This window comes from Halomonas sp. ND22Bw (genome assembly GCF_003011945.1).
Taxonomy (GTDB): Bacteria; Pseudomonadota; Gammaproteobacteria; order Pseudomonadales; family Halomonadaceae; genus Halomonas; species Halomonas halophila.
The window spans coordinates 50,299-72,996 of record NZ_PXWD01000011.1; the positions used below are offsets into that span (position 1 = coordinate 50,299).

Annotated in this window: 21 protein-coding genes; 11 read left to right on the plus strand and 10 right to left on the minus strand. The window is 69.6% G+C overall.

What is annotated here, in order from left to right:
* Positions 1-219 precede the first annotated feature (219 nt).
* Together CVH10_RS13690 and CVH10_RS13695 are read left to right on the plus strand one after the other, a co-directional pair.
* Complete coding sequence (locus CVH10_RS13690) at positions 220-1,530, plus strand: short-chain fatty acid transporter (RefSeq protein ID WP_035599339.1); 1,311 nt, start codon at positions 220-222, stop codon at positions 1,528-1,530.
* Positions 1,531-1,631: 101 nt separating this feature from the next.
* Positions 1,632-2,135, plus strand: a complete 504-nt coding sequence (locus tag CVH10_RS13695; protein ID WP_035599336.1) for an acyl-CoA thioesterase — start codon at positions 1,632-1,634, stop codon at positions 2,133-2,135.
* A 4-nt stretch (positions 2,136-2,139) separates the two neighbouring features.
* Here CVH10_RS13695 and CVH10_RS13700 read toward each other — a convergent pair whose 3' ends face one another.
* Together CVH10_RS13700 and CVH10_RS13705 are read right to left on the minus strand one after the other, a co-directional pair.
* Positions 2,140-2,271 (minus strand): entericidin A/B family lipoprotein, encoded by a 132-nt coding sequence (locus tag CVH10_RS13700; RefSeq protein WP_035599326.1) that lies wholly within the window; start codon positions 2,269-2,271, stop codon positions 2,140-2,142.
* Positions 2,272-2,350: 79 nt separating this feature from the next.
* On the minus strand, positions 2,351-3,097 hold the full coding sequence (locus tag CVH10_RS13705; protein ID WP_035599323.1) for a sulfite exporter TauE/SafE family protein: 747 nt from the start codon (positions 3,095-3,097) through the stop codon (positions 2,351-2,353).
* A gap of 102 nt (positions 3,098-3,199) precedes the next feature.
* On the opposite strand from CVH10_RS13705, the gene CVH10_RS13710 reads away from it, so the two are divergent.
* Positions 3,200-3,631 carry an HIT domain-containing protein gene (locus CVH10_RS13710; RefSeq protein ID WP_035599320.1) on the plus strand — a complete coding sequence of 144 codons (432 nt, stop codon included), beginning with the start codon at positions 3,200-3,202 and terminating at the stop codon, positions 3,629-3,631.
* A 10-nt stretch (positions 3,632-3,641) separates the two neighbouring features.
* Here the strand turns inward: CVH10_RS13710 and CVH10_RS13715 are convergent, their stop codons facing one another.
* On the minus strand, positions 3,642-4,046 hold the full coding sequence (locus CVH10_RS13715; protein WP_369335805.1) for a hypothetical protein: 405 nt from the start codon (positions 4,044-4,046) through the stop codon (positions 3,642-3,644).
* On the minus strand, positions 4,043-4,567 hold the full coding sequence (locus CVH10_RS13720; RefSeq protein ID WP_052052590.1) for a hypothetical protein: 525 nt from the start codon (positions 4,565-4,567) through the stop codon (positions 4,043-4,045). The genes CVH10_RS13715 and CVH10_RS13720 overlap by 4 nt, the downstream gene beginning before the upstream one ends.
* Before the next feature lie 178 nt (positions 4,568-4,745).
* On the opposite strand from CVH10_RS13720, the gene CVH10_RS13725 reads away from it, so the two are divergent.
* Positions 4,746-5,219 (plus strand): Dps family protein, encoded by a 474-nt coding sequence (locus CVH10_RS13725; RefSeq protein ID WP_035599316.1) that lies wholly within the window; start codon positions 4,746-4,748, stop codon positions 5,217-5,219.
* 85 nt (positions 5,220-5,304) lie between these two features.
* Here CVH10_RS13725 and rmuC read toward each other — a convergent pair whose 3' ends face one another.
* Positions 5,305-6,741 carry a DNA recombination protein RmuC gene (rmuC, locus tag CVH10_RS13730; RefSeq protein WP_106488970.1) on the minus strand — a complete coding sequence of 479 codons (1,437 nt, stop codon included), beginning with the start codon at positions 6,739-6,741 and terminating at the stop codon, positions 5,305-5,307.
* 102 nt (positions 6,742-6,843) lie between these two features.
* Between rmuC and CVH10_RS13735 the strand changes: the two genes are divergently transcribed.
* Complete coding sequence (locus tag CVH10_RS13735; RefSeq protein WP_035599313.1) at positions 6,844-7,230, plus strand: hypothetical protein; 387 nt, start codon at positions 6,844-6,846, stop codon at positions 7,228-7,230.
* A 17-nt stretch (positions 7,231-7,247) separates the two neighbouring features.
* Here CVH10_RS13735 and CVH10_RS13740 read toward each other — a convergent pair whose 3' ends face one another.
* Positions 7,248-8,714 (minus strand): aminoacyl-histidine dipeptidase, encoded by a 1,467-nt coding sequence (locus CVH10_RS13740; protein WP_106488971.1) that lies wholly within the window; start codon positions 8,712-8,714, stop codon positions 7,248-7,250.
* Positions 8,715-8,746: 32 nt separating this feature from the next.
* Complete coding sequence (locus CVH10_RS13745) at positions 8,747-10,957, minus strand: tRNA(Met) cytidine acetyltransferase TmcA (protein WP_106488972.1); 2,211 nt, start codon at positions 10,955-10,957, stop codon at positions 8,747-8,749.
* A gap of 319 nt (positions 10,958-11,276) precedes the next feature.
* Between CVH10_RS13745 and dctP the strand changes: the two genes are divergently transcribed.
* The 4 genes from dctP to CVH10_RS13765 all read left to right on the plus strand — a co-directional run bounded on the left by dctP (position 11,277) and on the right by CVH10_RS13765 (position 16,183).
* Positions 11,277-12,383, plus strand: a complete 1,107-nt coding sequence (gene dctP / locus CVH10_RS13750) for a TRAP transporter substrate-binding protein DctP (protein WP_046078112.1) — start codon at positions 11,277-11,279, stop codon at positions 12,381-12,383.
* An 84-nt stretch (positions 12,384-12,467) separates the two neighbouring features.
* Positions 12,468-12,986, plus strand: a complete 519-nt coding sequence (locus tag CVH10_RS13755; protein ID WP_035594771.1) for a TRAP transporter small permease subunit — start codon at positions 12,468-12,470, stop codon at positions 12,984-12,986.
* Complete coding sequence (locus CVH10_RS13760) at positions 12,983-14,311, plus strand: TRAP transporter large permease subunit (protein ID WP_035594767.1); 1,329 nt, start codon at positions 12,983-12,985, stop codon at positions 14,309-14,311. The genes CVH10_RS13755 and CVH10_RS13760 overlap by 4 nt, the downstream gene beginning before the upstream one ends.
* Positions 14,312-14,557: 246 nt before the next feature.
* A complete protein-coding gene (locus CVH10_RS13765; RefSeq protein WP_219924705.1) occupies positions 14,558-16,183 on the plus strand; it encodes an iron ABC transporter permease in 1,626 nt (541 codons plus the stop codon).
* Here CVH10_RS13765 and CVH10_RS13770 read toward each other — a convergent pair.
* Entirely contained in the window at positions 16,145-17,275 is a 1,131-nt protein-coding gene (locus tag CVH10_RS13770) for an ABC transporter ATP-binding protein (RefSeq protein ID WP_106488974.1), read from the minus strand. The genes CVH10_RS13765 and CVH10_RS13770 overlap by 39 nt on opposite strands.
* A 186-nt stretch (positions 17,276-17,461) precedes the next feature.
* Between CVH10_RS13770 and CVH10_RS13775 the strand changes: the two genes are divergently transcribed.
* On the plus strand, positions 17,462-18,490 hold the full coding sequence (locus tag CVH10_RS13775) for a Fe(3+) ABC transporter substrate-binding protein (RefSeq protein ID WP_035594759.1): 1,029 nt from the start codon (positions 17,462-17,464) through the stop codon (positions 18,488-18,490).
* 287 nt (positions 18,491-18,777) lie between these two features.
* Here CVH10_RS13775 and CVH10_RS13780 read toward each other — a convergent pair whose 3' ends face one another.
* On the minus strand, positions 18,778-19,278 hold the full coding sequence (locus CVH10_RS13780) for a hypothetical protein (protein WP_146142935.1): 501 nt from the start codon (positions 19,276-19,278) through the stop codon (positions 18,778-18,780).
* A gap of 94 nt (positions 19,279-19,372) precedes the next feature.
* Positions 19,373-22,135: a DNA polymerase I gene (gene polA, locus CVH10_RS13785; protein WP_106488975.1), complete on the minus strand. Its 2,763-nt coding sequence runs from the start codon at positions 22,133-22,135 to the stop codon at positions 19,373-19,375.
* 182 nt (positions 22,136-22,317) lie between these two features.
* On the opposite strand from polA, the gene CVH10_RS13790 reads away from it, so the two are divergent.
* Complete coding sequence (locus CVH10_RS13790) at positions 22,318-22,611, plus strand: DUF2782 domain-containing protein (RefSeq protein WP_106488976.1); 294 nt, start codon at positions 22,318-22,320, stop codon at positions 22,609-22,611.
* The last annotated feature ends 87 nt before the right edge of the window (positions 22,612-22,698 follow it).

Sequence of the window (22,698 nt, forward strand, 5' to 3'; positions counted from 1 at the left end):
ATCGAGGTGCGCTCGGGGGGCCGATCGCCGCCTTCCACCTCGACCGCCACTACCGCCGCACGCGCGGGTCGGGCGCCGACGTTTAAACCGCGTCGGGCGCTAAAACTTAGACATTCGTCGGCTTTGGCTATCTTTCACCTTTACGTTGGCGTCAATTGACCCGAGGCTTGCTCTCCCAGCCGCCCCGGCGGCTCTTCACCAGCGAAAAGGGATGTCTCCATGCTGAAGGTAATCTCGCGTCCGGCCGTGAAGCTGGTCGAACGCTACCTGCCCGACCCTTATATCTTCGTGCTGCTGCTGACCGTGATCGCCGCGGCGGCGGCCATCGCCGTGGAACGCCAGACGCCGCTGGCGGTGCTGCGCTTCTGGGGCGACGGCTTCTGGAACCTGCTGACCTTCTCGATGCAGATGCTGCTGGTGCTGGTCACCGGCTACATGCTGGCCAGCTCGCCGCCCGTGAAACGCCTGTTGCGGCGCCTGGCCGGCCTGGCCAACAACGCCGGCGCGGCGATCGTGCTGGTCACTCTGGTGTCGCTGGCGGCGAGCTGGATCAACTGGGGCTTCGGCCTGGTGGTCGGCGCGCTGTTCGCCAAGGAGCTCGCCAAGCAGATCCGCGTCGACTACCGGCTGCTGGTGGCCAGCGCCTACTCGGGCTTCATCGTCTGGCACGGCGGCCTGGCCGGCTCGGTGCCGCTGACCATCGCCACCGAGGGCCACTTCAGCGTCGAGCAGATCGGCGTGATCGGCACCTCCGAGACCATCTTCTCGCTGTTCAACCTGGCCATCGTGGTGGCGCTGTTCGTCGCCGTACCGCTGTTCAACCGCCTGATGCTGCCCGACGAGAAGGACAGCGTGTTCATCGACCCGAGCCTGCTCGAGGACGACGAGGAGCGGCGCGTGCGCATCACCCGCCCGGCGGAGCGCCTCGAGAACAGCATGACCCTGGCCTGGCTGGTCGGCATCCCCGGGCTGCTGTTCCTGGTCGACCACTTCGTGCTGCAGGGCGGCGGGCTCAACCTCAACGTGGTCAACTTCCTGTTCCTGTTCCTGGCCATCGTGCTGCACCGCACCCCGCGCAGCCTGCTCGAGAGCCTGCAGGAGGCGATCAAGGGCGGCGCCGGCATCGTCATCCAGTTCCCTTTCTACGCCGGCATCATGGCGATCATGGTGCAATCGGGGCTGGCCGAGACGCTGTCCCAGGCGCTGGTCTCGCTGGCCACCGAAACCACCCTGCCGTTCTGGACCTTCATCAGCGCCGGCATCGTCAACATCTTCGTGCCCTCCGGCGGCGGCCAGTGGGCCGTGCAGGCGCCGGTGATGCTGCCGGCCGCCGAGGCGCTGGGCGTCGACGTGCCGCGGGTCGCCATGGCCGTGGCCTGGGGCGACGCCTGGACCAACCTGCTGCAGCCGTTCTGGGCCCTGCCGGTGCTCGGCATCGCCGGCCTCAAGGCCAAGGACATCATGGGCTTCTGCCTGGTCCAGCTGCTGCTGACTGGCATCATCATCGCCGTCTGCCTGACCTGGTTGTAACCAGCGCTCTCTTTTAAACAATGGCAACCAGGAACGCCTTGTCCCCATCGCGGGGGCAAGGCGTTATGCTGTGGGAAAATAGACCCAAGGATCCCCTCTCGATGGACGAACACGCCCTTTCCGGCCAGCACGAGCTGACCATGACCGTGCTGATGACCCCCGACATGGCCAACTTCAGCGGCAAGGTGCACGGCGGCGCCATCCTCAAGAAGCTCGACGAGGTGGCCTACGCCTGTGCCAGCCGCTTCTCCGGGCACTACGTGGTGACCCTGTCGGTGGACCAGGTGCTGTTCAAGCAGCCGATCCACGTCGGCGAGCTGGTGACCTTCCTGGCCAGCGTCAATCACGTGGGGCGCTCCTCCATGGAGATCGGCATCAAGGTGGTCGCCGAGGACATCCAGAACAAGCTGATCCGCCACACCAACAGCTGTTACCTGACCATGGTGGCGGTGGACGAGCACGGCAAGCCGGCCCGGGTGCCGGAGCTGGCCCTCAAGACCGATACCCAGCGGCTGCGTTTCGAGAAGGCCGAGATGCGCAAGCAACGGCGCAAGCAGGCCGAGGAAGAGGAGCGCCGAGCCCAGGTCGAACACGGCGCCGGATGATGCATCAGTAGGAGGTTTCCTGGATCGCCTCGCCACCCTGCTCGATGTCCTGGCCCACGCCGCGCACGGTGTTGCAGCCGGCGAGCAGGGACAGGGTGAAGAGCGCGGCGATCGACAGCAGAAGAGTCCGTTTCATGTGAGCTCCTGAGTATGGGTTCATGAGAACTGCCTGTGCCGATTCAATCTAGCAAACCTGGCGCGTTGAGCCAGCCCCGTCAGGTCAACAGCAGCCGCAGCATGATCGCCACGATCACCGCCACGGTCAGCCACTTCACCCACAGCGCGCCGCGGGCGCTCATGTTGACCTTCACCGCCAGCCAGGCGCCGGTCATGCTGCCGGCGGCCAGCGCCAGGCCGTAGCCCCAGCGCACCTGTCCCTCGAACACGAACACGGCCAGCGCCGGCAGGGTGTAGACCAGCACGATCAGCACCTTGAAGACGTTCACCTGGGCCAGATCGATCTTGAGCAGACGGTAGAGCACCACGATGAACAGGATGCCCACCCCGACCTGGATGAAGCCGCCATAGACGCCGATGGCGAACATCGCCAGATAGACCGCCGGCGTCAGACGCTCCGGCGTCAACGGCCGGGTCTCGAGCCTCGGCTGCGGCAGCAGCATCAGCAGCGCCGACAGCGCCATGACCACCACCAGCACCGTCTCGAACAGGGCGTCGCTCACGCCCAGCGCCAGGCGCGCCCCGAGCAGGGCGCCGAGCATCGCCGGTACCGCCAGGCGCAGGCTGAGCCCCAGATGATGGGCGCCGGCGCGGAAGAAGTTGGCCACCGCCGACACGCTCTGCAGGGCGACCGACACCCGGTTGGTGCCGTTGGCGGCCTGGGGCGGCAACCCCAGGAAGATCAGCAGCGGCAGGGTGAGCATCGAGCCCCCCGCCGACAGCACGTTGATGAAGCCGGCCAGCCCGCCGATGGCGAACAGGGCCAGGAGCTCGAGTGGCGTCATGATGGCATCCCTTCCGATTCGTAACGCGCCCGGGGCATCGCCGGACGCCGTGCTGTGCCATCATAGCGCCATCACGCCCCCAGGATGCCACCAGGAGCCCCCATGACGGATGTCACGCTGGATCCCCGCCTGATCGAGGACACCCACCCGCTCACCGAGCTGCCGCTGTGCCAGCTGCGGCTGATGGACGACACCCGCTACCCCTGGCTGGTGCTGATCCCGCGTCGCCCCGGCGCGGTGGAGGTATTCGACCTGAGCGAGGACGACCAGCAGCAGCTGTGGCACGAGGCCGGCCTGCTCGGCCGCGCCCTCAAGGAGACGCTGGGCGGCGACAAGCTCAACATCGCCACCCTCGGCAACCTGGTGCCGCAGCTGCATCTGCACGTGGTGCTGCGCCGGGAAGGCGACGACGCCTGGCCGGGGCCGGTCTGGGGCCAGGGCCAGGCCGACCCCTACGATCTGGACGGCCTGGCGGCGATGCGCGACCGGCTGCTGGCGATCGTCGACGGCATCGACGCCCTGCGCGGGTCGTAAGTCAGAGAGGCTAGCGATCGAGGCGAACGCTCAGCTCGGTCAGCAGCGGCTCGACCAGCGACGGCGGCAGCGGCTGGCCGCCGCGCCAGGCGGTCATGGCCAGCCGGCTCTGGCCATCGCTCGCCTCGCCGTTCATGCCGTCGGCCGCTTCGATCTCCAGATGCAGGCGATAGCCTGGCCAGCGGGCGATCACCGCCTCCAGGCGCCCCAGCTCGACGTCGGCGTGGCGAATCACATAGCCACGCTCCATCAGCATCGCCTGGGATGCTTCCAGCACGGCGGCCGGCGCCACCGCGAACGTGCGGGTGGCGGGCACGGCCGGTGACGGCGTCGCCGCGCATCCGCCAAGGCCCGCGCCTAGTACCAGCGCCAGCAGCGCGGCCAGCACCGTTCGTGTCAGCTTCAAACGTCTCATGAGGCCTCCCCCGACCGACGGCGCATCGCCTCGCGCAGCTCACGACAGAAGGCGTCGTCGCTGGCGGTGCGCGAGCGGCGCAGCTCGCCCCGCCAGTCGAACAGGCGGATGTCCCGGCTCACCCGCACCGTCCGCTCGCCGACCGCCACCGAGACCCGCTCGATCTCGGTGGCCTCGTCATCGAGCAGGCCGAAACTCGCGCCGCCGCCGATCAGCACGCCATGCCCCGCGCCTCGAGAGACACCCAGCAGGAAGAGGTCCGGTTCGGGCGCACCGTGGAAGAAGGTGCGCCGAGAGCGCTCGGCGCTGACCAGCCCCAGCGTGGTCTCGGTGTGGCGGATCAGGAAGTCGTCATCCTCCAGCGCCGCCACCGCGCCGGCCAGGGTGATCGCCGGCACGTCATCGCCGCGCGGCCAGTGGCATGCCTCCGCCGGCGGCGGCTCGGCCACCGGCAGCTGCGTCGGCGCCACCTGACAGCCGGCCAGCCCCGCGAACAGGATGATTCCCAGTGGACGCCACATGAACGGTTTCTCCTCGGCCTGACTCGAGTCTAGCAGCCCCTTGAAAGACGACGTCGACGCCTCGATGTCATGGAGCAGGGCTATGATGGCGATGCAGTCAATTAGCTTATCCCCTACGCTCTGCTCGCATACACTGCTCGCCTACACCGGCAGTACAGAGATCAAGGAGGCACTCTCAATGAGCGACACCAACAGCATCGGTCTTCACGAAGGCAGCGCCAGCCAGCTCGCCGAGCGGCTCAACGTCCTGCTGGCCAACTACCAGATCTTCTACATGAACGTGCGCGGCTACCACTGGAACGTGAAGGGCCAGCAGTTCTTCCAGCTGCACGAGAAGTTCGAGGAGCTCTACACCGACCTGCTGACCAAGGTCGACGAGGTCGCCGAGCGCATCCTGACCCTGGGCCACACCCCGGTGCATGCCTACAGCGACTACTTCAAGATCGCCAGCATCGAGGAAGACAAGAACGTTCACGACGGCCAGGCCTGCGTGCGCGGGGTGGTACAGGGCTACCAGCAGATGCTCGAGCTGCAGCGCGAGATCCTCTCCCTGGCCTCCGATGCCGACGACGAGGGCACCGCGGCCCAGGTCGGCGACTACATCCGCGAGCAGGAGAAGACCGTCTGGATGCTCAACGCCTATCTAGGCTAAAACCTATCTCGGTTGATCCCGCAGACGTTCCGTAGCCAGAAGACGCCGCCCCTCGGGGCGGCGTCTTGCGTTGGTCGGGAAAGGGTCAGGACGGCTCATCGTCCGACGCGGCGGCGCCCGACGCCTCGCCCTCGGCGGCGCGCACCAGCTCGTCGGGCAGCGGCTTCTTCATGCGCACGCCCAGCCGCTCCAGCTCGCGGGCCTGGGCCACCAGGCTGCCCTGTCCCTCGGAGAGCCGGTTGACCGCGCGCCGATGGCTGTCGCCGGCGCGTTCCAGGTGGCGCCCTACCTCCTGCAGGCTCTCCACCAGGCCGGAGAACTTGGTCAGCAGCCGTTCGGCGCGCTCGCCGATCAGCCGCGCGTTCTCGTTCTGGCGCTCCAGGCTCCACAGTCCGGCCACGGTGCGCAGGCTGGCCAGCAGCGTGGTCGGCGTGACCATCACCACCTGGCGGTCGAAGGCCTCCTGGAACAGCGTCGGGTCGCGCTCGAAGGCCGCCGCGAAGGCCGGTTCCACCGCCACGAACAGGAACACGAAATCCGGCGAGTGCAGGCCCGGCAGGGCGGGATAGTCCTTGGCCGCGAGCCCGCGCACGTGGGCGCGCAGCGAGCGCAGGTGATCGCCCATGGCCGCCTCGCGCTCGGCCTCGTCCTCGGCGTTGACCACCCGGTTCCAGGCCACCAGCGAGACCTTGGCGTCGACGATCAGGTGACGCGACTCGGGCAGGTAGATGACGGCATCGGGACGCTGCCGGCCGGCCTCGCCGTCGATCGACACCTCGCGGCGATATTCGACGTCGCGGCGCAGGCCGCTGCGCTCCAGCACCGTCTCGAGGATCAGCTCGCCCCAGTTGCCCTGGGCCTTCTGATCGCCCTTGAGCGCCCGGGCGAGGGTGGCCGCCTCGTCGCCGAGCCGGGCGTTGAGCCCGGCCAGCTGGTCGAGTTGGGCCTTGAGCAAGCCGCGTTCGCGCTGCTCCTGGCCGTGCAGCGTCTCGACCCGCTGGCGGAACTGCTCGACCTGCTCACGGAACGGCTGGAGCAAGGCCTCCAGGCTCTGGCGGCTCTGGGTGCTGTAGGCCTGCTGACGCTCCTCGAAGACCTTGCCGGCGAGCTGGTGGAACTCGTCCTTGAGCCGCTCCCGGGCCTCCTCCAGCAGCGCCAGCTGCTCGCGATGGCGCAGCGCCGTCTGTTCGCGCTCCGCCTCCAGCCGAGCCGAGCGCTCGCGCTGTTCGGCCAGCCGGTCGCGGGCCTCGGCGAGCGCCGCCTCGAGGCCGTCGAGACGCTCGCGGCAGCCGTCGAGCTGGGCGTCGCTCTGGGTGAGCTCCTGCTCCAGCCGCGCGGCGGCGTCACGGCGCTCGGCCAGTTCGTCACGCGTCTCGGACAACTCGCGACGCGCCTCATCCCGCTCGCGGCGCGTTTCGGCCAGTCGGCGCCGCTGGGCAAGGCCCCAGCTCACGGCCAGCAGCGCCAGCGCGCCGAGGGCGATCATCGCGCCACCGCCGGTTCCCGCCATGTCATCGAGCATGCTGCCCTCCCTGATCACGCCCGTCGCGCGCCGCGCAAGCCCGCGCGGCGATATCGCCGTCACTATACTGGGAACACCGTTCACCCGCCGAGGAGCCTATCGATGCGCCGCCCGACGACCGCCCTGCTTGCCTCGCTCCTGCTGCCGCTCTCGTTACTGACACCGGCCATGGCGGACGACATCCGCCACGGGCCCGTGGTCTACGGCACCGGCGGGACGCATCAGCACGGCCCCGTCGTCTACGGCAACGGCCCGGACGACCGGGAAGTGCCGGGCCGCTATCGCACCCATCCGCGAGAGGCCAAGCCCCGGCGGCGCGATTACGCGACGCCGCTGATCATCGTCGAGCCGCGGATCGACCTCGACGACCGCTGGCGCCCGCACGATCCCCGGCCGCGACACCCCCACGGGCCCAGGCGCATCGATCGCGACCGGATCGGCGAATCGCACTGGTTCCTCGAGCGCGACGGGGCCCGTGGCCGGCACTGAGTCAGCACTGGGCCGGCTCAGCGCGCCGGGGCGGCCAGGTCCTCGATCAGCGCTCGCAGCAGCCCCCAGAACTCCTCCACCGAGGCCAGCTCGACCCGCTCGTCCGGCGAGTGGGCGCCGCGGATCAGCGGGCCGAAGGAGATCATCGACATGTCCGGGTACTTGGCGCCGAGGATGCCGCACTCCAGGCCGGCGTGGATCACCTTGACCTCGGGATCGACGCCCAGCCGCGCGGCGTGCAGCGCGCGGAAGCGGGCCAGCAGCGGGCTCTCGGGGTCCGGCGTCCAGCCCGGATAGGCGTTCTCGACCCGGGTGCGGGCGCCGATCAGGTCGAACAGCGCGCGGAAGCGGTCGGCCAGATCCTCGACCGCACTGTCGCGCAGCGAGCGCACCAGGGCGCAGAGGTGGAAGCGACCGGCCTCCAGCGACACCACGCCCAGGTTGTTGGAGGTCTCCACCACGCCGGGCACGGCCACGCTCATGCGCTCGACGCCGCAGGGCGCGGCGTGCAGCGCGGCCACCAGCAGGCGGCTGGCGTCGCGAGTGAGCGCCTCGCCTTCGGGCGCAGCGGCGTGCTCGATTGCCAGCGCCAGGCCATCGTCGGCACCGGCCAGCTCGTCGCGCAGCCGGGCCTCCAGGGTCGGCAGTTGCTCGCGGGCGGCCTCGACGGCGTCGGCGGGCAGCGCCAGAGTGGCGAAGGCCTCCCGCGGCAGGGCGTTGCGCAGAGTGCCGCCGCGATAGTCGACCAGCCGCGCGTCGAGCGACTCCAGGTCGCGCAGCACCCGCATCAGCAGGCGGTTGGCGTTGCCGCGGCCCTTGTCGATATCGATGCCGGAGTGGCCGCCGCGCAGGCCGGTCAGCGACAGCCGCACCGCGACCTCCTCGTCACGCAGCGCCGAGGTCGGCAGCTGGGCGTCGACCATCACGTCGGCCCCGCCGGCGCAGCCGATGTAGACCTGGCCGCGGTCCTCGGAGTCCAGGTTGAGCAGCAGCCGGCCGTCCAGCCAGCCCTCGGCCAGGTTCAGCGCGCCGCCCATGGAGGACTCCTCCTCGAGGGTGAACAGCGCCTCCAGCGGGCCGTGGGTCAGGGTGTCGTCCTCGAGCACCGCCAGCGCCGCCGCCACGCCGAGCCCGTTGTCGGCACCCAGGGTGGTGTGGCGGGCGTGCAGCCAGCCATCCTCCACAAAGGTGTCGATGGGGTCGCGGGTGAAGTCGTGGGGATGATCGGCGTTGGCCTGGGCGACCATGTCCAGATGGCCCTGCAGCACGATGCCCGGCGCGCCTTCATGGCCCGGGCTGGCCGGCTTGCGCAGGCGCAGGTTGCCGTAGGCGTCGCGGTCGTGGGCCAGGCCGCGCTGGTCGGCCCAGGCCTCGAGAAGGGCCACCAGCGCGGCCTCGTGGCCGGAGGGGCGCGGCGTGTTGCACAGGGTGCGGAAGTGGCGCCACAGGGGCTGCGGCGAGAGCTGCTCGAGATGTGCGTTCATGGTGCTTCTGTATCGACGTTGACCCGGGCACTCTACCCCTCGCCCCGGCCCGAGGAAAGCGTCGGCCCGGCCAGCCGGCACGCCACCTGCTCGCGGCGCCAGGCGTCCACCGCCTTGCCGCCGGCGAGCCCCAGCCGCGCGGCCAGCCAGGCCGTGTCGCGGCCCTGGAAGGCCCAGGCGGCGAGCGCCGTGAGGTCGGCGTCCGCCTCGCCGGTGCCTTCGCGGGCGGCGACAAGGCGGATCAGCGCCTGAATCGCGGGCCGCACCAGCGCCGGCTCGCGGTGGCCGTGGGCCACGTCCTCGAGGTCGCGGCGCGCGGCGTCATCGAGTGGCCGGGGCTCGCCCTCGGCCAGCAGCGCCAGCGCCACCGCCGGGTCGAGCGCCTTCAGCTCGAAGGCCAGCAGCGACGGCAGCAGGGCCTGGAAGCAGCTCGCCAGCCGCTCGGCCAGGGCCTCGCCGCCCTCGCCCGCCGGCGCGACCACCATCACCGCGTGCTCGCCGGTGGCGGCCTCCCGGGTCAGGCCGAGGCGCACCGTGCGAAAGCCCTGGGCGCGCCAGAAGGCCAGCAGGCCCGGCTCGGCGCCGAAGCTCGCCCCCAGCAGGGCGATCCCCCCGTCACGGGCCGCCTCTCGCTCCCGCGCCAGCAGTTCGCGCCCCAGCCCGCGGCGACGCGCGGCCGGATGCACGGCGATGCGCTGCACCCGCCGCAGGCGGCCGGTCAGCGCCTCCCGCGAGCCGGCGTGGGCGGCCAGCGACTGGGCCATCAGGTGCCCGCGCGGACGGCGCTCGCCCCGCGCCACCCGCTCGGCCAGGGCGGCGTCGAAGCCGCCCTCGTCGGCCACCACCGCCACGGCCGCGGGGCCGGCGGCGTCGCCCAGGGTGACGACCCGGGTGTCCGGACCGTCCAGCAGGTGGCGCAGGTCGCTCGGCGTGGTGCGGTAGTGGGCCTGCACCAGCAGCCCGAACAGCGCCCGCAGGCGCGGCTCGTCATGGGCCAGCGCTGCCGGGGACTCGACCCGCCAGGCGGCCGAGGCCTTTGCTCCGATGTCATCGGGCGCGACCGGCTCGGCGTCGAGCATCAGCAGCCTCGAGGTCAGCGCCTCCAGCGGGTCGTCCTCGGCCCAGCGGATCGGCGCGGACAGGTGATACTCCCGCCACTCCGGCGTCAGGCGCTCCAGCCGCGCGCGGAAGCGCAGCGCGAAGCCGCGCCCGGCGCCCTCGTAGCCGTGCACGGTGGTGGCGAAGGCGATGCGCGGGAAGGCCGACAGCCACTGCCCGAGCAGCCCGGCCGGCATCGCCGCGGCCTCGTCGACCAGCAGCCAGGTGCCGGCGCCGCCGGCCTCGCCGCGCGCGACCCGGGCGCTGAGTTCGTCCGGCGCGAGGAAGGTCACGCGGCCACCGGCATCCTCGAAGCGGTTCCCCTGGCGCCGGCCCTCGGGGCACAGCGCGGCGAGACGCTCGAACAGCCCGGCCACCGCCGCCGGGCGCGGTGCGGTGACGAGGATCTCGATCTCGTCACCGTCTTGCTGCGCCTTCGCCAGCAGCCGGGCGCAGGCGATACCGAGGGCGGCCGTCTTGCCGCGACCACGGTCGGCGGTGAGCACCATAGGCCGGCGCCGGCGTAGCCGGACCAGCCGCGCCACCGCCTCGGCCTGATCGGCGGTCAGGCAGTCGCCATCGTCGGGCGCCGGCTCGGCTGCCGGTCCGGGCGGCGGCGCCTCGGGCCAGTCGGGCAGCATCGGCGCGCCCTCGGCGGGCCAGCGGATCGTCCGCGGCGACGCCTCCAGCAGGTGGGAAAGACGCGCCAGATAGTGCGCCGAGAGCGCATCGGCCACATGCGGGTGGGCGGCAAGCCGGGCGTAGTCGGCATCGGGGCGCGCGCCCCAGTCGGCGGGCGTCAGCAGCACCAGCAGGCCGCCGGCGCGCAGGGTGCCCGAGAGCGCGCCGAAGGCGTCGGGGTCGAAGCCGGCCCCGGGCGACAGCGCGTCGAAGACGATCAGGTCGTGCTCGCCGCCGAGCCGGTTCCGCGCCTTGGCGGCGGGCAGCCAGGCCGCGTCTTCGAGCCCGGCAGGCGGCTCGGGGCCGACCCACAGTGGCGCTTTGACGCCGAGGGCATGCCAGAGCGCCAGTCCCCGGGCACGCACATCCTCGACCTCGCCGGCCAGCCACACCAGGCCCCGCCAGCGGCGTTCGCCCAGGCGGTGCTGACAGGCCAGCAGCTCGGCGGGCACGGAAGCTTCCATCAGTAGTCTCTTCAATCGCTGAACTTTGGTCTAAGCGGGTGACGCCCTTTCAACGCCCGGCGCCCCTTCGGCGATGCAGCATACCGGCCATACCCTTGTTTTATACACCTGAAAATCAAGGATTTTGCCTGACCAGAAGGACAACACTGCCGACCCGCGCGGCCGCCACTTCGACGTTTGGAGGCCTTCTCGCGCTCCCTGCGCCCCATGCTAGCTTGTTTCCAGGGTCGCCACGCCGAGCCTCTCACCGGCGGGCGACCGTGTTTTTTTGCACCGCATCATCCCCACAACCAGAACAAGCTTTCGGGAGAGTATCGCCATGAAGCCGACGCGTTTCGCCCTGACCGGCCTGGCTGCCGGCATCGCCCTGGCCGGCCTGACCAGCACCGCCCAGGCCCAGGAATCCTGGACCATGACCACCACCTGGCCGGACAACCTCGATCTGATCCAGATCGACCGCCACTGGGCAGAGCTGGTCAACCACCTGGCCGGCGACGAGCTGAAGATCGAGTTCTACGCCGGCGGCACCCTGATGCCCGGCACCGAGGTGTTCGATGCCACCGAGACCGGCAGCATCCAGGCCGCCGGCGACTGGCCGGGCTACTGGGCGGGTCGCAGCCCGGCCTTCTCGCCCCTGGCCACCACCACCAGCCTGTTCAACGGCGTGGACTACCTGAACTGGATCAACCAGTGGGGCGGCTTCGATCTCTATCAGGAGGTCTACGGCCAGTACAACATGGTCTATCTACCCTACGGCATCACCAACAACGAGTCCGGCTTCCGCGGCGGCACGCCGATCGAGAGCCTCGCCGACCTGGAAGGCAAGCGCCTGCGCCTCTCGGGCCGCGACCAGGGCCGGGTGCTGGAGCAGCTCGGCGGTTCCCAGGTCACCCTGGCCGGCGGCGAGATCTACCAGGCCATCGAGCGCGGCGTGGTCGACGGCGCCGAGTTCTCGACCCCGGGCGTGGACTACAAGGCCGGCTTCTCCGAGGTCGCCGACTACTGGATGACCCCGGGCTGGCACCAGTCGGCCAGCGTGTTCGGCGTGATGATCAACCAGGACGCCTGGGACGCGCTCTCCGAGGAGACCCAGGAGACCCTGAAGATCGCCGCCGAGGCGACCATGGCCTGGTCGCTGGCCTGGTCCGAGAAGCAGTCCACCGAGGGCACCGCCCAGTTCCTCGAGGACGGCACCACCATCAACCAGCTCTCCGAGGAAGACCTGGCGACGATCCAGGACATCACCAACGAGGTGATCGTGCAGGGCGCCTGCGAGGACCCGATGCACGCCAAGGTCTACCACTCGATGATCAGCTACATGCAGGACTACGCCCAGTGGCGGGACGTCTCGGTGCCCTTCAACATGAGCCGGGTCACCGACAACCTGCCCTCCCTCGAGGACATCGAGGCCTGCATGAACCCGTAAGCGGTTCACGGCTCGATTCCCCTGTCCGGCCGGCGGCACTCTCGAGGCCGCCGGCTTTATACGTTATTCGAGGAGGCTCTCCGGATGCATGCCATCGCCCGGGCCATCGATGCCCTCAACGAGGGCTTCGGTCGCCTGATCGCCCCGCTGATCGCGATCATTACCATCGTGGTGGTCTACGACATCGCCATGCGCTTCTTCTTCGGCCGGCCCAGCGACTGGGCCTTCGATGTCACCACCATGCTGTTCGGCAGCCACTTCATGCTGATGGCCGCCTACGGTCTCAAGCATCACGCCCACGTCGAGGTGGACGTGCTCAAGCGACTGCTCTCGCGGCGCGGCCGGGCACTGATCGAGCTGCTCGGCTACCTGCTGTTCTTCACCCCCTTCATCCTGATGCTCATCACCTACAGCTGGCGCTTCTTCGAGCGCTCCTGGAGCCGCGGTGAATCCACCTACGGCATCGTCTCGATCCCGGTCTACCCGGTGAAGGCGGTGCTGGTCATCGCCGGCGTGCTGGTGCTGCTGCAGGCCATCGCCATCGTGATCCGTGCCGTCGGCGAGCTGACCGCCGGCCCGTCGTCATCGGAGGACGCCTCATGAGCCCGGAAATGCTCACCCTGTTCATGTTCGGCGGCCTGCTGGTGGGGCTGTTCATGGGTCATCCGCTGGCCTTCGTGCTGGGCGGCACCGCGGTGCTCGGCGCCTGGTTCGGCCCCGGCCCCCAGGTGCTCGGCATCATCATCAACAACATCTACGGCCGGGCCATGGACAATTACGTGCTGGTGGCCATCCCGCTGTTCATCCTCATGGCGCGCTTCCTCAACGACTCCGGCGTCACCGAGCGGATGTTCGAGAGCATGCGCCTGCTGCTCGGCCGGGTGCGTGGCGGCCTGGCACTGACCGTGGTCATCGTCTCGGTGCTGCTGGCCGCCACCACCGGCATCGTCGGCGCCTCGATCGCGGTGATGGGGCTGATCGCCCTGGCGCCGATGCTCAAGTACGGCTATCACAAGGGCCTGTCGGCCGGCGTGATCATGGCCAGCGGCTGCCTGGGCATCCTGATTCCGCCGAGCATCATGCTGATCCTGATGGCCAGCTACTCGCCGGTCTCGGTGGGTGCGCTGTTCGCCGGCGCGCTGGTGCCGGGCCTGCTGCTGGGCACCCTGTACGCCGGCTACGTGCTGCTGGTGTGCTTCATCAAGCCAAGCTATGGCCCGCCGGTGGCCGCCGAGGAGCGTGCCGATCTCTCCACCGGCGAGCTGGTGGTGCGCCTCGGCAAGTACGTGCTGCCGCCGATGAGCCTGATCCTCGGCGTGCTGGGCGCGCTGTTCACCGGCATCGCCACCGCCACCGAGGCCTCGGCGATCGGCGTGACCCTGGCCTTCGTGCTGTTCCTGATCTTCGGCGACCGCAAGGTCTCGACCTGCTATCGCACCTTCATCGAGGCCGGCAAGACCACCACCATGGTGATGTTCGTGCTGGTCGGCGCCACCGCCTTCACCGGGGTGTTCTCGATCGGCGGCGGCATGGACGTGATCAGCGAGCTGGTGCTGGCGATGCCCGGCGGCACCACCGGCGCGCTGATCCTGATGTTCCTGCTGGTGTTCGTGCTGGGCATGTTCCTCGACTGGACCGGCATCGTGCTGCTGAGCTTCCCGATCATGCTGCCGATCATCGAGGCCATGGGCGTCGACACCCTGTGGTTCGTGGTGATGGTGGCCGTGGTGCTGCAGACTTCCTTCCTCACCCCGCCGTTCGGCTATGCGCTGTTCTACCTCAAGGGCGTGGCGCCGCCGGAGATCCAGACCCTGGACCTGTACAAGGCGGTGATTCCGTTCTGCGCGCTGATCCTGCTGGCCTGCGTGCTGATGGCGGTCTTCCCGGCCCTGGTGACCGGACTGCCCTCGCTGTGGCTGGGCTACTAGCCCGGCAAGCCGACGCCCCCTCCTCGCCCGACCCACCCGCGACGCCCGGCCCTCCGGGGGCGTCGCGGGACCGCCCGACTGGCTGCGACCCCGCCGAGCAGCTGATACTATCTTTCACCCGCCAGCCACTCGCATCTGGCCGGTGACGGCCCACCGGAAGGAGATCCTGCGTTGTCCAGCCCCCTCAGCCATCGACCCGCCTCGGCCGCGCCGCGGTCCAGATGGCGCCTCGATGCATGGAGCGTTCTGACCCTGCTCATCGCCGCCGTGGTGGCCCTGCCGGTGCTCACCGTGCTGGCGCATATCGTGATGCCCGCCGGTGACGTGTGGCAGCACCTGGCCAGCACCGTGCTCGGCCGCTACCTGGCCAACACGCTCTTCCTGGTCGTCACGGTGGGGCTCGGCACCTTCGTGATCGGCACCGGCACCGCCTGGCTGGTGGTGATGTGCCGCTTCCCCGGGCGCCGGCTGTTCGAGTGGGCCCTGCTGCTGCCGCTGGCGGTGCCGACCTACGTGATCGCCTACGCCTACACCGACTTCCTGCAGTACGCCGGGCCGCTGCAGAGCGCCCTGCGCGAGACCTTCGGCTGGGAGCGCGGCGACTACTGGTTCCCCGACATCCGCTCGCTGGGCGGCGCGGCGACCCTGATCACCCTGGTGCTCTACCCCTACGTCTACATGCTGGCCCGGGCCAGCTTCCTCGAGCAGTCGGTGTGCGTGCTCGACGTCGGCCGCACCCTGGGCCGCGGCCCCTGGCGGCTGTTCACCAGCATCGCCATCCCGCTGGCGCGCCCGGCCATCGTCGGCGGCGTGTCACTGGCGCTGATGGAGACCCTCAACGAGTTCGGCGCGGTACAGTACTTCGGCGTCGATACCTTCACCACCGGCATCTACCGCACCTGGTTCGGCATGGGCGAGCAGGTCGCCGCCGCCCAGCTGGCGGCCTGCCTGCTGGCCTTCGTGATCTGCTTCGTGCTGCTCGAGCGCGCCTCGCGGGGCAAGCGCCGCTACTTCCACACCACCGGCCGCTACCAGCAGCTGCCGGAGTTCCGGCTCGGCGGCCTGCGCGCCGCCGCCGCCACCCTGGCCTGCCTGGCGCCGGTGCTGGTCGGCTTCCTGATTCCCAGCGGCCTGCTGGGCTACCTGTCGATCAAGGGCGGGGACTCGCTGTTCGGCGCCCGGTTCCTGGAATTCGCCGGCAACAGCCTGCTGCTGGCGGCCGTGGCGGCGCTGGTCGCGGTGGGGCTGGCGCTGGTGCTGAGCTACGGCGCGCGGCTGAATCCGGGGCCGCTGACGCGCACCGCCACCCGGGTGGCGGCGATGGGCTATGCGGTGCCCGGCTCGGTGGTGGCGGTGGGCATCCTGATCCCCTTCGCCTGGCTGGACGACACCCTGAACGGCTTCCTGCGGGAGCACTACGGTGTGATGGCCGGGCTGATCTTCAGCGGCTCGGCCTTCATCCTGATCTACGCCTACGTGGTGCGCTTCCTGGCGGTGTCGTTCAACGCCCTGGAGGCGAGCCTCGGCAAGGTCACGCCGAGCATGGACGCGGCCGCCCGCACCCTGGGGCAGACCGCCGGCGGCACCCTGCGCCGCGTGCACACGCCGATCATGCGCGGCAGCCTGCTGGCCGCCGGCATCCTGGTGTTCGTCGACGTGATGAAGGAGCTGCCGGCGACCATCATCCTGCGCCCCTTCGACTTCGACACCCTGGCGGTGCGGGCCCACAACCTGGCCGCCGACGAGCGCCTGGCCGAGGCCTCCACCGCCTCGCTGACCATCGTCGCGGTGGGCATCATTCCGGTGATCCTGCTCAGCCTGGCGATGCGCGGCTCACGCCCCGGCAGTGGCGGGAAAGACGAACACCTGTGACGGATCCAGCCGGATCGTGACCGGCTGGCCCTCCTCGGGCAGGAACACGCCGGGGACCCGGGCGTGCAGATGCGACTCGCTGCCGCCGCCGTGGGCGCAGATGTGCAGCAGGCTGGTGCGGCCCAGCAGCTTGGCCATGATCACGTGGCTGTGGTGGTCCGCCGGCGGCTCCTCGAGGGCCACCACCCGCAGCGCCTCGGGGCGGATCATCACCCGCGCCCGGGCGCCCTCCTCCAGGCCATGGGCCATCACCTCGCCCACCGGGGTATCGACGCGACCGTCGCGCACCGTGCCCTCGAGCTCGTTGACCTCGCCGAAGAAGGTCACCACGAAGGGATCCACCGGCGCGCAGTAGAGCTCCCGTGGCGTGCCCATCTGCACGATGTGGCCGTCGCGCATCAGCGCGATGCGATCGGCCATGAACATCGCCTCTTCCGGGTCGTGGGTCACCAGCAGGGCGCCGGCGCCGACCTTCTTGAGCACGTGCAGGGTGTCGTCGCGGATGCGGTCGCGCAGCCGGGCGTCCAGGCTCGAGAACGGCTCGTCGAGCAGCATCAGTCGCGGTGCCGGCGCCAGCGCCCGGGCCAGGGCCACGCGCTGCTGCTGGCCGCCGGACAGCATGTGAGGGTAGCTCTCGGCGAAGCGTCCCATGCCCAGCTGGTCGAGCAGCTCAAGGGCACGCTTGCGGCGCTCCTTGGCCGGCAGCGACTCGAGGCCGAAGCCGACGTTCTGCAGCACCGAGAGATGCGGGAACAGCGCCGAATCCTGGAACGCCAGGCCGACGTTGCGCTTCTCCGGCGGCAGGTGGGCCTGGCCGGGGCGCCCGATCGGCCGGCCGTCGAGATCGACCCGCCCCTGCTGGAGCACCTCGAGCCCGGCGACGATGCGCAGCAGCGTGGTCTTGCCGCAGCCGGAGGGCCCCAGAAGACAGACCACCTCGCCGGGACGCACCTCCAGGCCGACGTCCTCCACCGCCAGGTGGTGGCCGTAGGCGTGGCGAATGTTGTGCATGGCGAGCACCGGGGCCGGGGCCTGTTCCGGCGCGGCGGCGGCGGCGGCGGGGGCGGGGGAAAGCTGAGCGTGGCTGGTCATGGGCAAGCACCGGGCGCTGACGTGACAGGGCCTTCATGGTAACGCGAAACCTTCGTCTTTTCGTCGCCATTTATCGGCGCCGCGATGCCGGTTGACGCCACGGCGACCAGGCGCTTCAATGGCAAGACTAATACAACCTATTATCATTCGAAGTCGATGCCGACTTCCCCGACCATGAGGTCTCCGATGTCACAGTCCCGTCGTCTCGTCATGCCCCTCGCCGCCCTGATGGCCGGTGCGGCCTTCGCCGCCCCCGCCGTCGCCGACGAGGTGAACGTCTACTCGGCCCGCCACTACGATTCCGACCAGGACCTCTACGACGCCTTCACCGAGGCGACCGGCATCGAGGTCAACGTGCTCGAGGGCGGCTCCGACCAGCTGATCCAGCGCATCAAGCGCGAGGGCCAGGCCAGCCCCGCCGACGTGATGATGACCGTGGACGCCGGCCGCCTGTGGCGCGCCGAGCAGGAAGACATCTTCGAAAGCGTCGACTCCGAACTGCTCGACGAGCGCCTGCCCGCCAACATGCACCACCCCGAGGGCAAGTGGTTCGGCTTCAGCCAGCGCGTGCGCGCCATCTTCTACAACCCGGAGGCCGTCGGCGCCGACGAGCTCTCGCGCTACGAGGACCTGGCCGATCCGCGCTTCGAGGGCGAGATCTGCATCCGCTCCTCGAACAACATCTACAACCAGTCGCTGCTGGCTTCGATGATCGCCCACCACGGCGAGGAAGGCGCCGAGCAGTGGGCCCAGGGCGTGGTCGACAACATGGCCCGCGACCCCGAGGGCGGCGACACCGACCAGCTGCTGGGCGTGGCCAGCGGCGAGTGCGACGTGGCGGTGGCCAACCACTACTACTACGTGCGCATGCTGACCTCCGACGACGACGCCACCCGCGAGGCCGCCGAGAAGCTCCAGATCCTGTTCCCCAACCAGGACGACCGCGGCGCCCACATCAACGTCGGCGGCGCCGGCATGGTCAAGGATGCCCCGCACCCGGAAAACGCCGTGCGCTTCCTGGAGTTCCTGGCCTCCGACACCGCTCAGGCGATCTTCTCCACCGGCAACCACGAATTCCCGGCGGTCGAGGGCGAGCCGGTCGACGACGTGCTGGCCTCCTGGGGCGACTTCAAGACCGACGACCTGAACGTCAGCGTGCTGGGCGAGAACAATCCGCAGGCGGTGCGGATCTTCGATCGCGTCGGCTGGCGGTAGTCAATGTCTGAAAAGTGCCTGCGCTCGGCTAGACGGCGTTAAAAATCAGTTCGAAATGCTCATTTACCCCTTTGTAAACTGCGCATCCTCGCTGATTTTTGCCTTGTCTAGCCTTCGCTCGCCGACTTTTCAGACACCGCCTCGCTCAGCCAGGCCACAAGGGTTTATCGCTGCACTGTCGCCACCCATCGGCGCGCCCTGGCCGGGACCATCGGCCATCACGAAAAAGGCCCGCGGCATTGCCGCGGGCCTTTTCATTGGCAGACGCGCTCAGGCGCCGGTCAGGCTCACTCCTCGCCCGGCCGGGGCGCGGCGTCCGCGGCGTTCTGGTACACCCCAAGGGTGCCCATGCGGCGTCCGCGGTCGTTGAGGAAGCTCTCAAGCACCACCACGGGCTCGCGGCCCTGGCGGGTGAACGCGAGTCGGTCCGGCGCGGTGCGCTCGGACTGCCAGCTTTCGCCCAGGCACTGGCCGAGGGCCTCGCCGCCGGCCACCAGCGCGCCGCGCGGGTCGTCGGTCGCCAGCGGACCGAAGCACAGGTAGTGGTCGGGCCGGCGGGCCGAGGTGATCACGCAGGCGTCATGAAACGCCTGGGTGTCGGTCTGCCAGGTGCGGGTCAGATCGGTGGTCTCCAGGCGCCCCTTGATGTCCTCGAAGCCCGTCTCCGCACTCGTGATCGCCTGGTTCAAGGCGGTGCAGTCGAAGCGCTCCGCCGCCGTCTGCTCGGTGGCCTGGCTCGCGCAACCGGACAGCAGGGCCACGCCCGCGCCCAGCAACCATGGCATCATGATCCTTCGCATCACTCTCCTCCTTGTTCGATCGGGCCCTCGTGACCCACCGGTGTTCTCACAGCCATTCACACAGCATGGCACGATGAACGTGTCAGTGCGCCTCGTCCCAGTTAACGCCGCTCTCGGCCTCGACGATCAGCGCCACATCGAGCTCGGCGGCGGCCTGCATGCGCCGCTTCACCTCGGGAATGAAGGTGTCGACGGCGTCTTCGGCGACCTCGAACACCAGTTCGTCGTGGACCTGCATGACCATCATGGCGTCGACCTCGCCCTCGGCCAGCCAGGCGTCGACGTCGATCATGGCGCGCTTAATGATGTCCGCCGCGGTGCCCTGCATGGGCGCGTTGATGGCGGTGCGCTCGGCGCCCTGGCGACGGGCGCGGTTCTGGGAATGGATCTCCGGCAGGTAGAGGCGCCGGCCGAGCACCGTCTCGACGAAACCGTCCTCGGCCGCCTGGGCGCGGATGCGCTCCATGTAGCGGGCCACGCCGGGATAGCGGTCGAAGTAGCGGTCGATGTAGGTCTTGGCCTGCTTCTGCTCGATGTGCAGCTGGCGGCCCAGGCCCCAGGCGCTCATGCCGTAGATCAGCCCGAAGTTGATCGCCTTGGCGCTGCGGCGCTGGTCCGGGGTGACCTTGTCGAGCCCCACGCCGAACACCTCGGCGGCGGTGGCGGCGTGGATGTCGCGGTCGGCGGCGAAGGCCTCGAGCAGCCCCTTGTCGCCGGACAGGTGCGCCATGATGCGCAGCTCGATCTGCGAGTAGTCGGCGGCGACGATGCGATAGCCGGGCCGCGCGACGAAGGCCTGGCGGATCTTGCGACCCTGCTCGGTGCGGATCGGGATGTTCTGCAGGTTGGGATCGGAGGACGACAGCCGCCCGGTGGCGGTGACCGCCTGATGGTAGCTGGTGTGCAGCCGGCCGGTGGCCTTGTTGACCAGCTTCGGCAGCTTGTCGGTGTAGGTGGAGCGCAGCTTGGAGAGGCCGCGGTGTTCCATGATCACCTTGGGCAGCGGATAGTCCAGCGCCAGCTCCTCGAGTACGGCCTCGGCGGTGGACGGCGCGCCCTTGGGCGTCTTCTTGATCACCGGGATCTTCTGTTCCTCGAACAGGATCTGGCCGAGCTGCTTGGGCGAGCCCAGGTTGAACTCGCGCCCGGCCAGCTCGAAGGCCTGCTGCTCGAGCTCGCCGATGCGCTGGCCGAGCTCCTGGCTCTGGGCGTGCAGGCGCTCGGCGTCCAGCGCCACGCCGCCGCGCTCCATGCGCGACAGCACCCGGATCAGCGGGCGCTCCAGGCTGTCGAGCACCTCGGCCAGGCGGCCCTCGGCCTCGACCCGCGGGCGCAGCTCGCGGTGCAGGCGCAGGGTGATGTCGACGTCCTCGCAGGCGTAGGGCGCGGCCTGCTCCAGGGCGATCTGGTTGAAGGTCAGCTGCTTGACGCCCTTGCCGGCGATGTCCTCGAAGCTGACCGTCTTCTCGCCCAGGTACTTGAGCGCCAGCGAGTCCATGTCGTGGCGGGTGGCGGTGGAATCCAGCACGTAGGACTCGAGCATGGTGTCCTCGAGGGCTCCCGCCACCTCGATGCCGTGACGCGCCAGCACCGAGATGTCGTACTTGAGGTTCTGGCCGATCTTGGGCTTGCCGGCGTCCGCCCACAGCGGCGTCAGCGCCTCGAGCACGGCCTTGCGATCGAGCTGGGCCGGCGCATCCAGGTAGTCGTGGGCCAGCGGGATGTAGGCGGCCTCGCCGGGCTCGAGGGACAGTCCGACGCCGACGATCTCGGCCTCCATGTAGTCGAGGCTGGTGGTCTCGAGATCGAAGCAGAAGGCCTCGGCCTCCTTCAAACGCGCAAGCCAGGCGTCGAGGTCGGCCTGCTCGAGGATCACCGCGTCCTCGCGCTCGGCGCCGCCGCCATCGCTGCCGTCGTCGCCCGCCTCGGAGCCCTCGCCCGACGCGGCGTCATCGACCCCCTTGTCCTTGCCCTCCAGCAGCTCGGACAGCCAGGCCTTGAACTCCAGCCGGCGATACAGCTCGGCCAGCGCCTCGCGGTCGGGGTGGGCGATGTCCAGGTCGTCGAGGCCCACCGGCAGCTCGCAGTCGGTCTTGATGGTCGCCAGCTCGTAGGACAGGAAGGCCTGGTCGCGGTGCTCCTCCAGCTTCTTGGGCAGCGTCTTGGCGCCGCGAAAGCCCAGCGTCTTGACCTGTTCCAGGTCGGCGTAGACGGTCTCGAGGCCGCCCTCCATGCCCTGCAGCAGCCCCAGGGCGGTCTTCTCGCCGACCCCCGGCACGCCGGGAATGTTGTCGACCTTGTCGCCCATCAGCGCCAGGAAGTCGATGATCCGCTCCGGCGGCAGCCCGAACTTCTCCTTCACCCCGGCCACGTCGAGGGTCTCGTCCTTCATGGTGTTGACCAGGGTGATGTGGGCATTGACCAGCTGGGCCATGTCCTTGTCGCCGGTGGAGATCACCGCGTCGCGGCCGGCCTCGGTGGCGTGGCGCGCCAGGGTGCCGATGACGTCGTCGGCCTCCACGCCCTGGATGCACAGCAGCGGCAGGCCGAGGGCGCGCACGCAGTCGTGCAGCGGCTGGACCTGGTCACGCAGGTCGTCCGGCATCGGCGGGCGCTGGGCCTTGTATTCGGCGTAGAGCTCGTCGCGGAAGGTCTTGCCCGGGGCATCGAACACCACCGCCATGGGGCTGTCGGGGTAGTCCTTGATCAGCCGCTTGAGCATGTTGAGCACGCCCTTGACGGCGCCGGTGGGCAGACCCTCGGAGGTGGTCAGCGGCGGCAGGGCGTGAAAGGCGCGGTAGAGATAGGAGGAACCGTCGACGAGGACGATGGGGGTGTCGGCCATGAATCGGCATCCCTTGCAGGCTGGGCAGATGATCGCGTGTCGGGAGCGGCGGTCATCACGAACGCCGCCCCTGATCCTGGTCATCCATGATACGCATTGCCGAGGCGATTTGCCGGGCAAAGCATGCGTGGTCGACCGCCAAGGGCATACACTGGGGGCAACCCCATGGTCAGGAGAACACCATGAACCTCATGCGCTTCGCGCTGCTCGCGCCGCTGGCCGGCCTGGCCCTCGCCACCGCCGCCCTGCCGGCCGCGGCCCAGTCCAGCACCGACGTCGAGCCGGACGTCACCATCCGCCAGGAAGAGGACCGCACCATCCGCGAGTACCGGGTCAACGGCGAGCTCTACGCCATCGAGATCCGGCCCGCCGCCGGCCCCTCCTACTATCTCGTCGACCGCGACGGCGACGGCGACTTCGAGCGCCAGAACGGCCAGCGCATCGCCGTGCCCGAGTGGGTCATCAAGCGTTTCTGACCTCTGCCCCCGCCTCCTGTGGGAGAGAGGCCATCCGGTTCGTGCATCACGCCGCCAAGCCGCTACAATAGGCGGCTTCGCATACCC

What these genes read in the sequence shown, in the direction of transcription:
- CVH10_RS13755 (WP_035594771.1), top strand. Translation starts at nt 12,468, where the DNA reads ATGCATGCCATCGCCCGGGCCATCGATGCCCTCAACGAGGGCTTCGGT.
- CVH10_RS13725 (WP_035599316.1), top strand. Translation starts at nt 4,746, where the DNA reads ATGAGCGACACCAACAGCATCGGTCTTCACGAAGGCAGCGCCAGCCAG.
- polA (WP_106488975.1), bottom strand. Translation starts at nt 22,135, where the DNA reads ATGGCCGACACCCCCATCGTCCTCGTCGACGGTTCCTCCTATCTCTAC.
- CVH10_RS13780 (WP_146142935.1), bottom strand. Translation starts at nt 19,278, where the DNA reads ATGATGCCATGGTTGCTGGGCGCGGGCGTGGCCCTGCTGTCCGGTTGC.
- CVH10_RS13710 (WP_035599320.1), top strand. Translation starts at nt 3,200, where the DNA reads ATGACGGATGTCACGCTGGATCCCCGCCTGATCGAGGACACCCACCCG.
- CVH10_RS13775 (WP_035594759.1), top strand. Translation starts at nt 17,462, where the DNA reads ATGTCACAGTCCCGTCGTCTCGTCATGCCCCTCGCCGCCCTGATGGCC.
- CVH10_RS13700 (WP_035599326.1), bottom strand. Translation starts at nt 2,271, where the DNA reads ATGAAACGGACTCTTCTGCTGTCGATCGCCGCGCTCTTCACCCTGTCC.
- CVH10_RS13720 (WP_052052590.1), bottom strand. Translation starts at nt 4,567, where the DNA reads ATGTGGCGTCCACTGGGAATCATCCTGTTCGCGGGGCTGGCCGGCTGT.
- CVH10_RS13760 (WP_035594767.1), top strand. Translation starts at nt 12,983, where the DNA reads ATGAGCCCGGAAATGCTCACCCTGTTCATGTTCGGCGGCCTGCTGGTG.
- CVH10_RS13735 (WP_035599313.1), top strand. Translation starts at nt 6,844, where the DNA reads ATGCGCCGCCCGACGACCGCCCTGCTTGCCTCGCTCCTGCTGCCGCTC.
- CVH10_RS13705 (WP_035599323.1), bottom strand. Translation starts at nt 3,097, where the DNA reads ATGACGCCACTCGAGCTCCTGGCCCTGTTCGCCATCGGCGGGCTGGCC.
- CVH10_RS13790 (WP_106488976.1), top strand. Translation starts at nt 22,318, where the DNA reads ATGAACCTCATGCGCTTCGCGCTGCTCGCGCCGCTGGCCGGCCTGGCC.
- rmuC (WP_106488970.1), bottom strand. Translation starts at nt 6,741, where the DNA reads ATGCTCGATGACATGGCGGGAACCGGCGGTGGCGCGATGATCGCCCTC.
- CVH10_RS13695 (WP_035599336.1), top strand. Translation starts at nt 1,632, where the DNA reads ATGGACGAACACGCCCTTTCCGGCCAGCACGAGCTGACCATGACCGTG.
- CVH10_RS13715 (WP_369335805.1), bottom strand. Translation starts at nt 4,046, where the DNA reads ATGAGACGTTTGAAGCTGACACGAACGGTGCTGGCCGCGCTGCTGGCG.
- dctP (WP_046078112.1), top strand. Translation starts at nt 11,277, where the DNA reads ATGAAGCCGACGCGTTTCGCCCTGACCGGCCTGGCTGCCGGCATCGCC.
- CVH10_RS13770 (WP_106488974.1), bottom strand. Translation starts at nt 17,275, where the DNA reads ATGACCAGCCACGCTCAGCTTTCCCCCGCCCCCGCCGCCGCCGCCGCC.
- CVH10_RS13745 (WP_106488972.1), bottom strand. Translation starts at nt 10,957, where the DNA reads ATGGAAGCTTCCGTGCCCGCCGAGCTGCTGGCCTGTCAGCACCGCCTG.
- CVH10_RS13740 (WP_106488971.1), bottom strand. Translation starts at nt 8,714, where the DNA reads ATGAACGCACATCTCGAGCAGCTCTCGCCGCAGCCCCTGTGGCGCCAC.
- CVH10_RS13690 (WP_035599339.1), top strand. Translation starts at nt 220, where the DNA reads ATGCTGAAGGTAATCTCGCGTCCGGCCGTGAAGCTGGTCGAACGCTAC.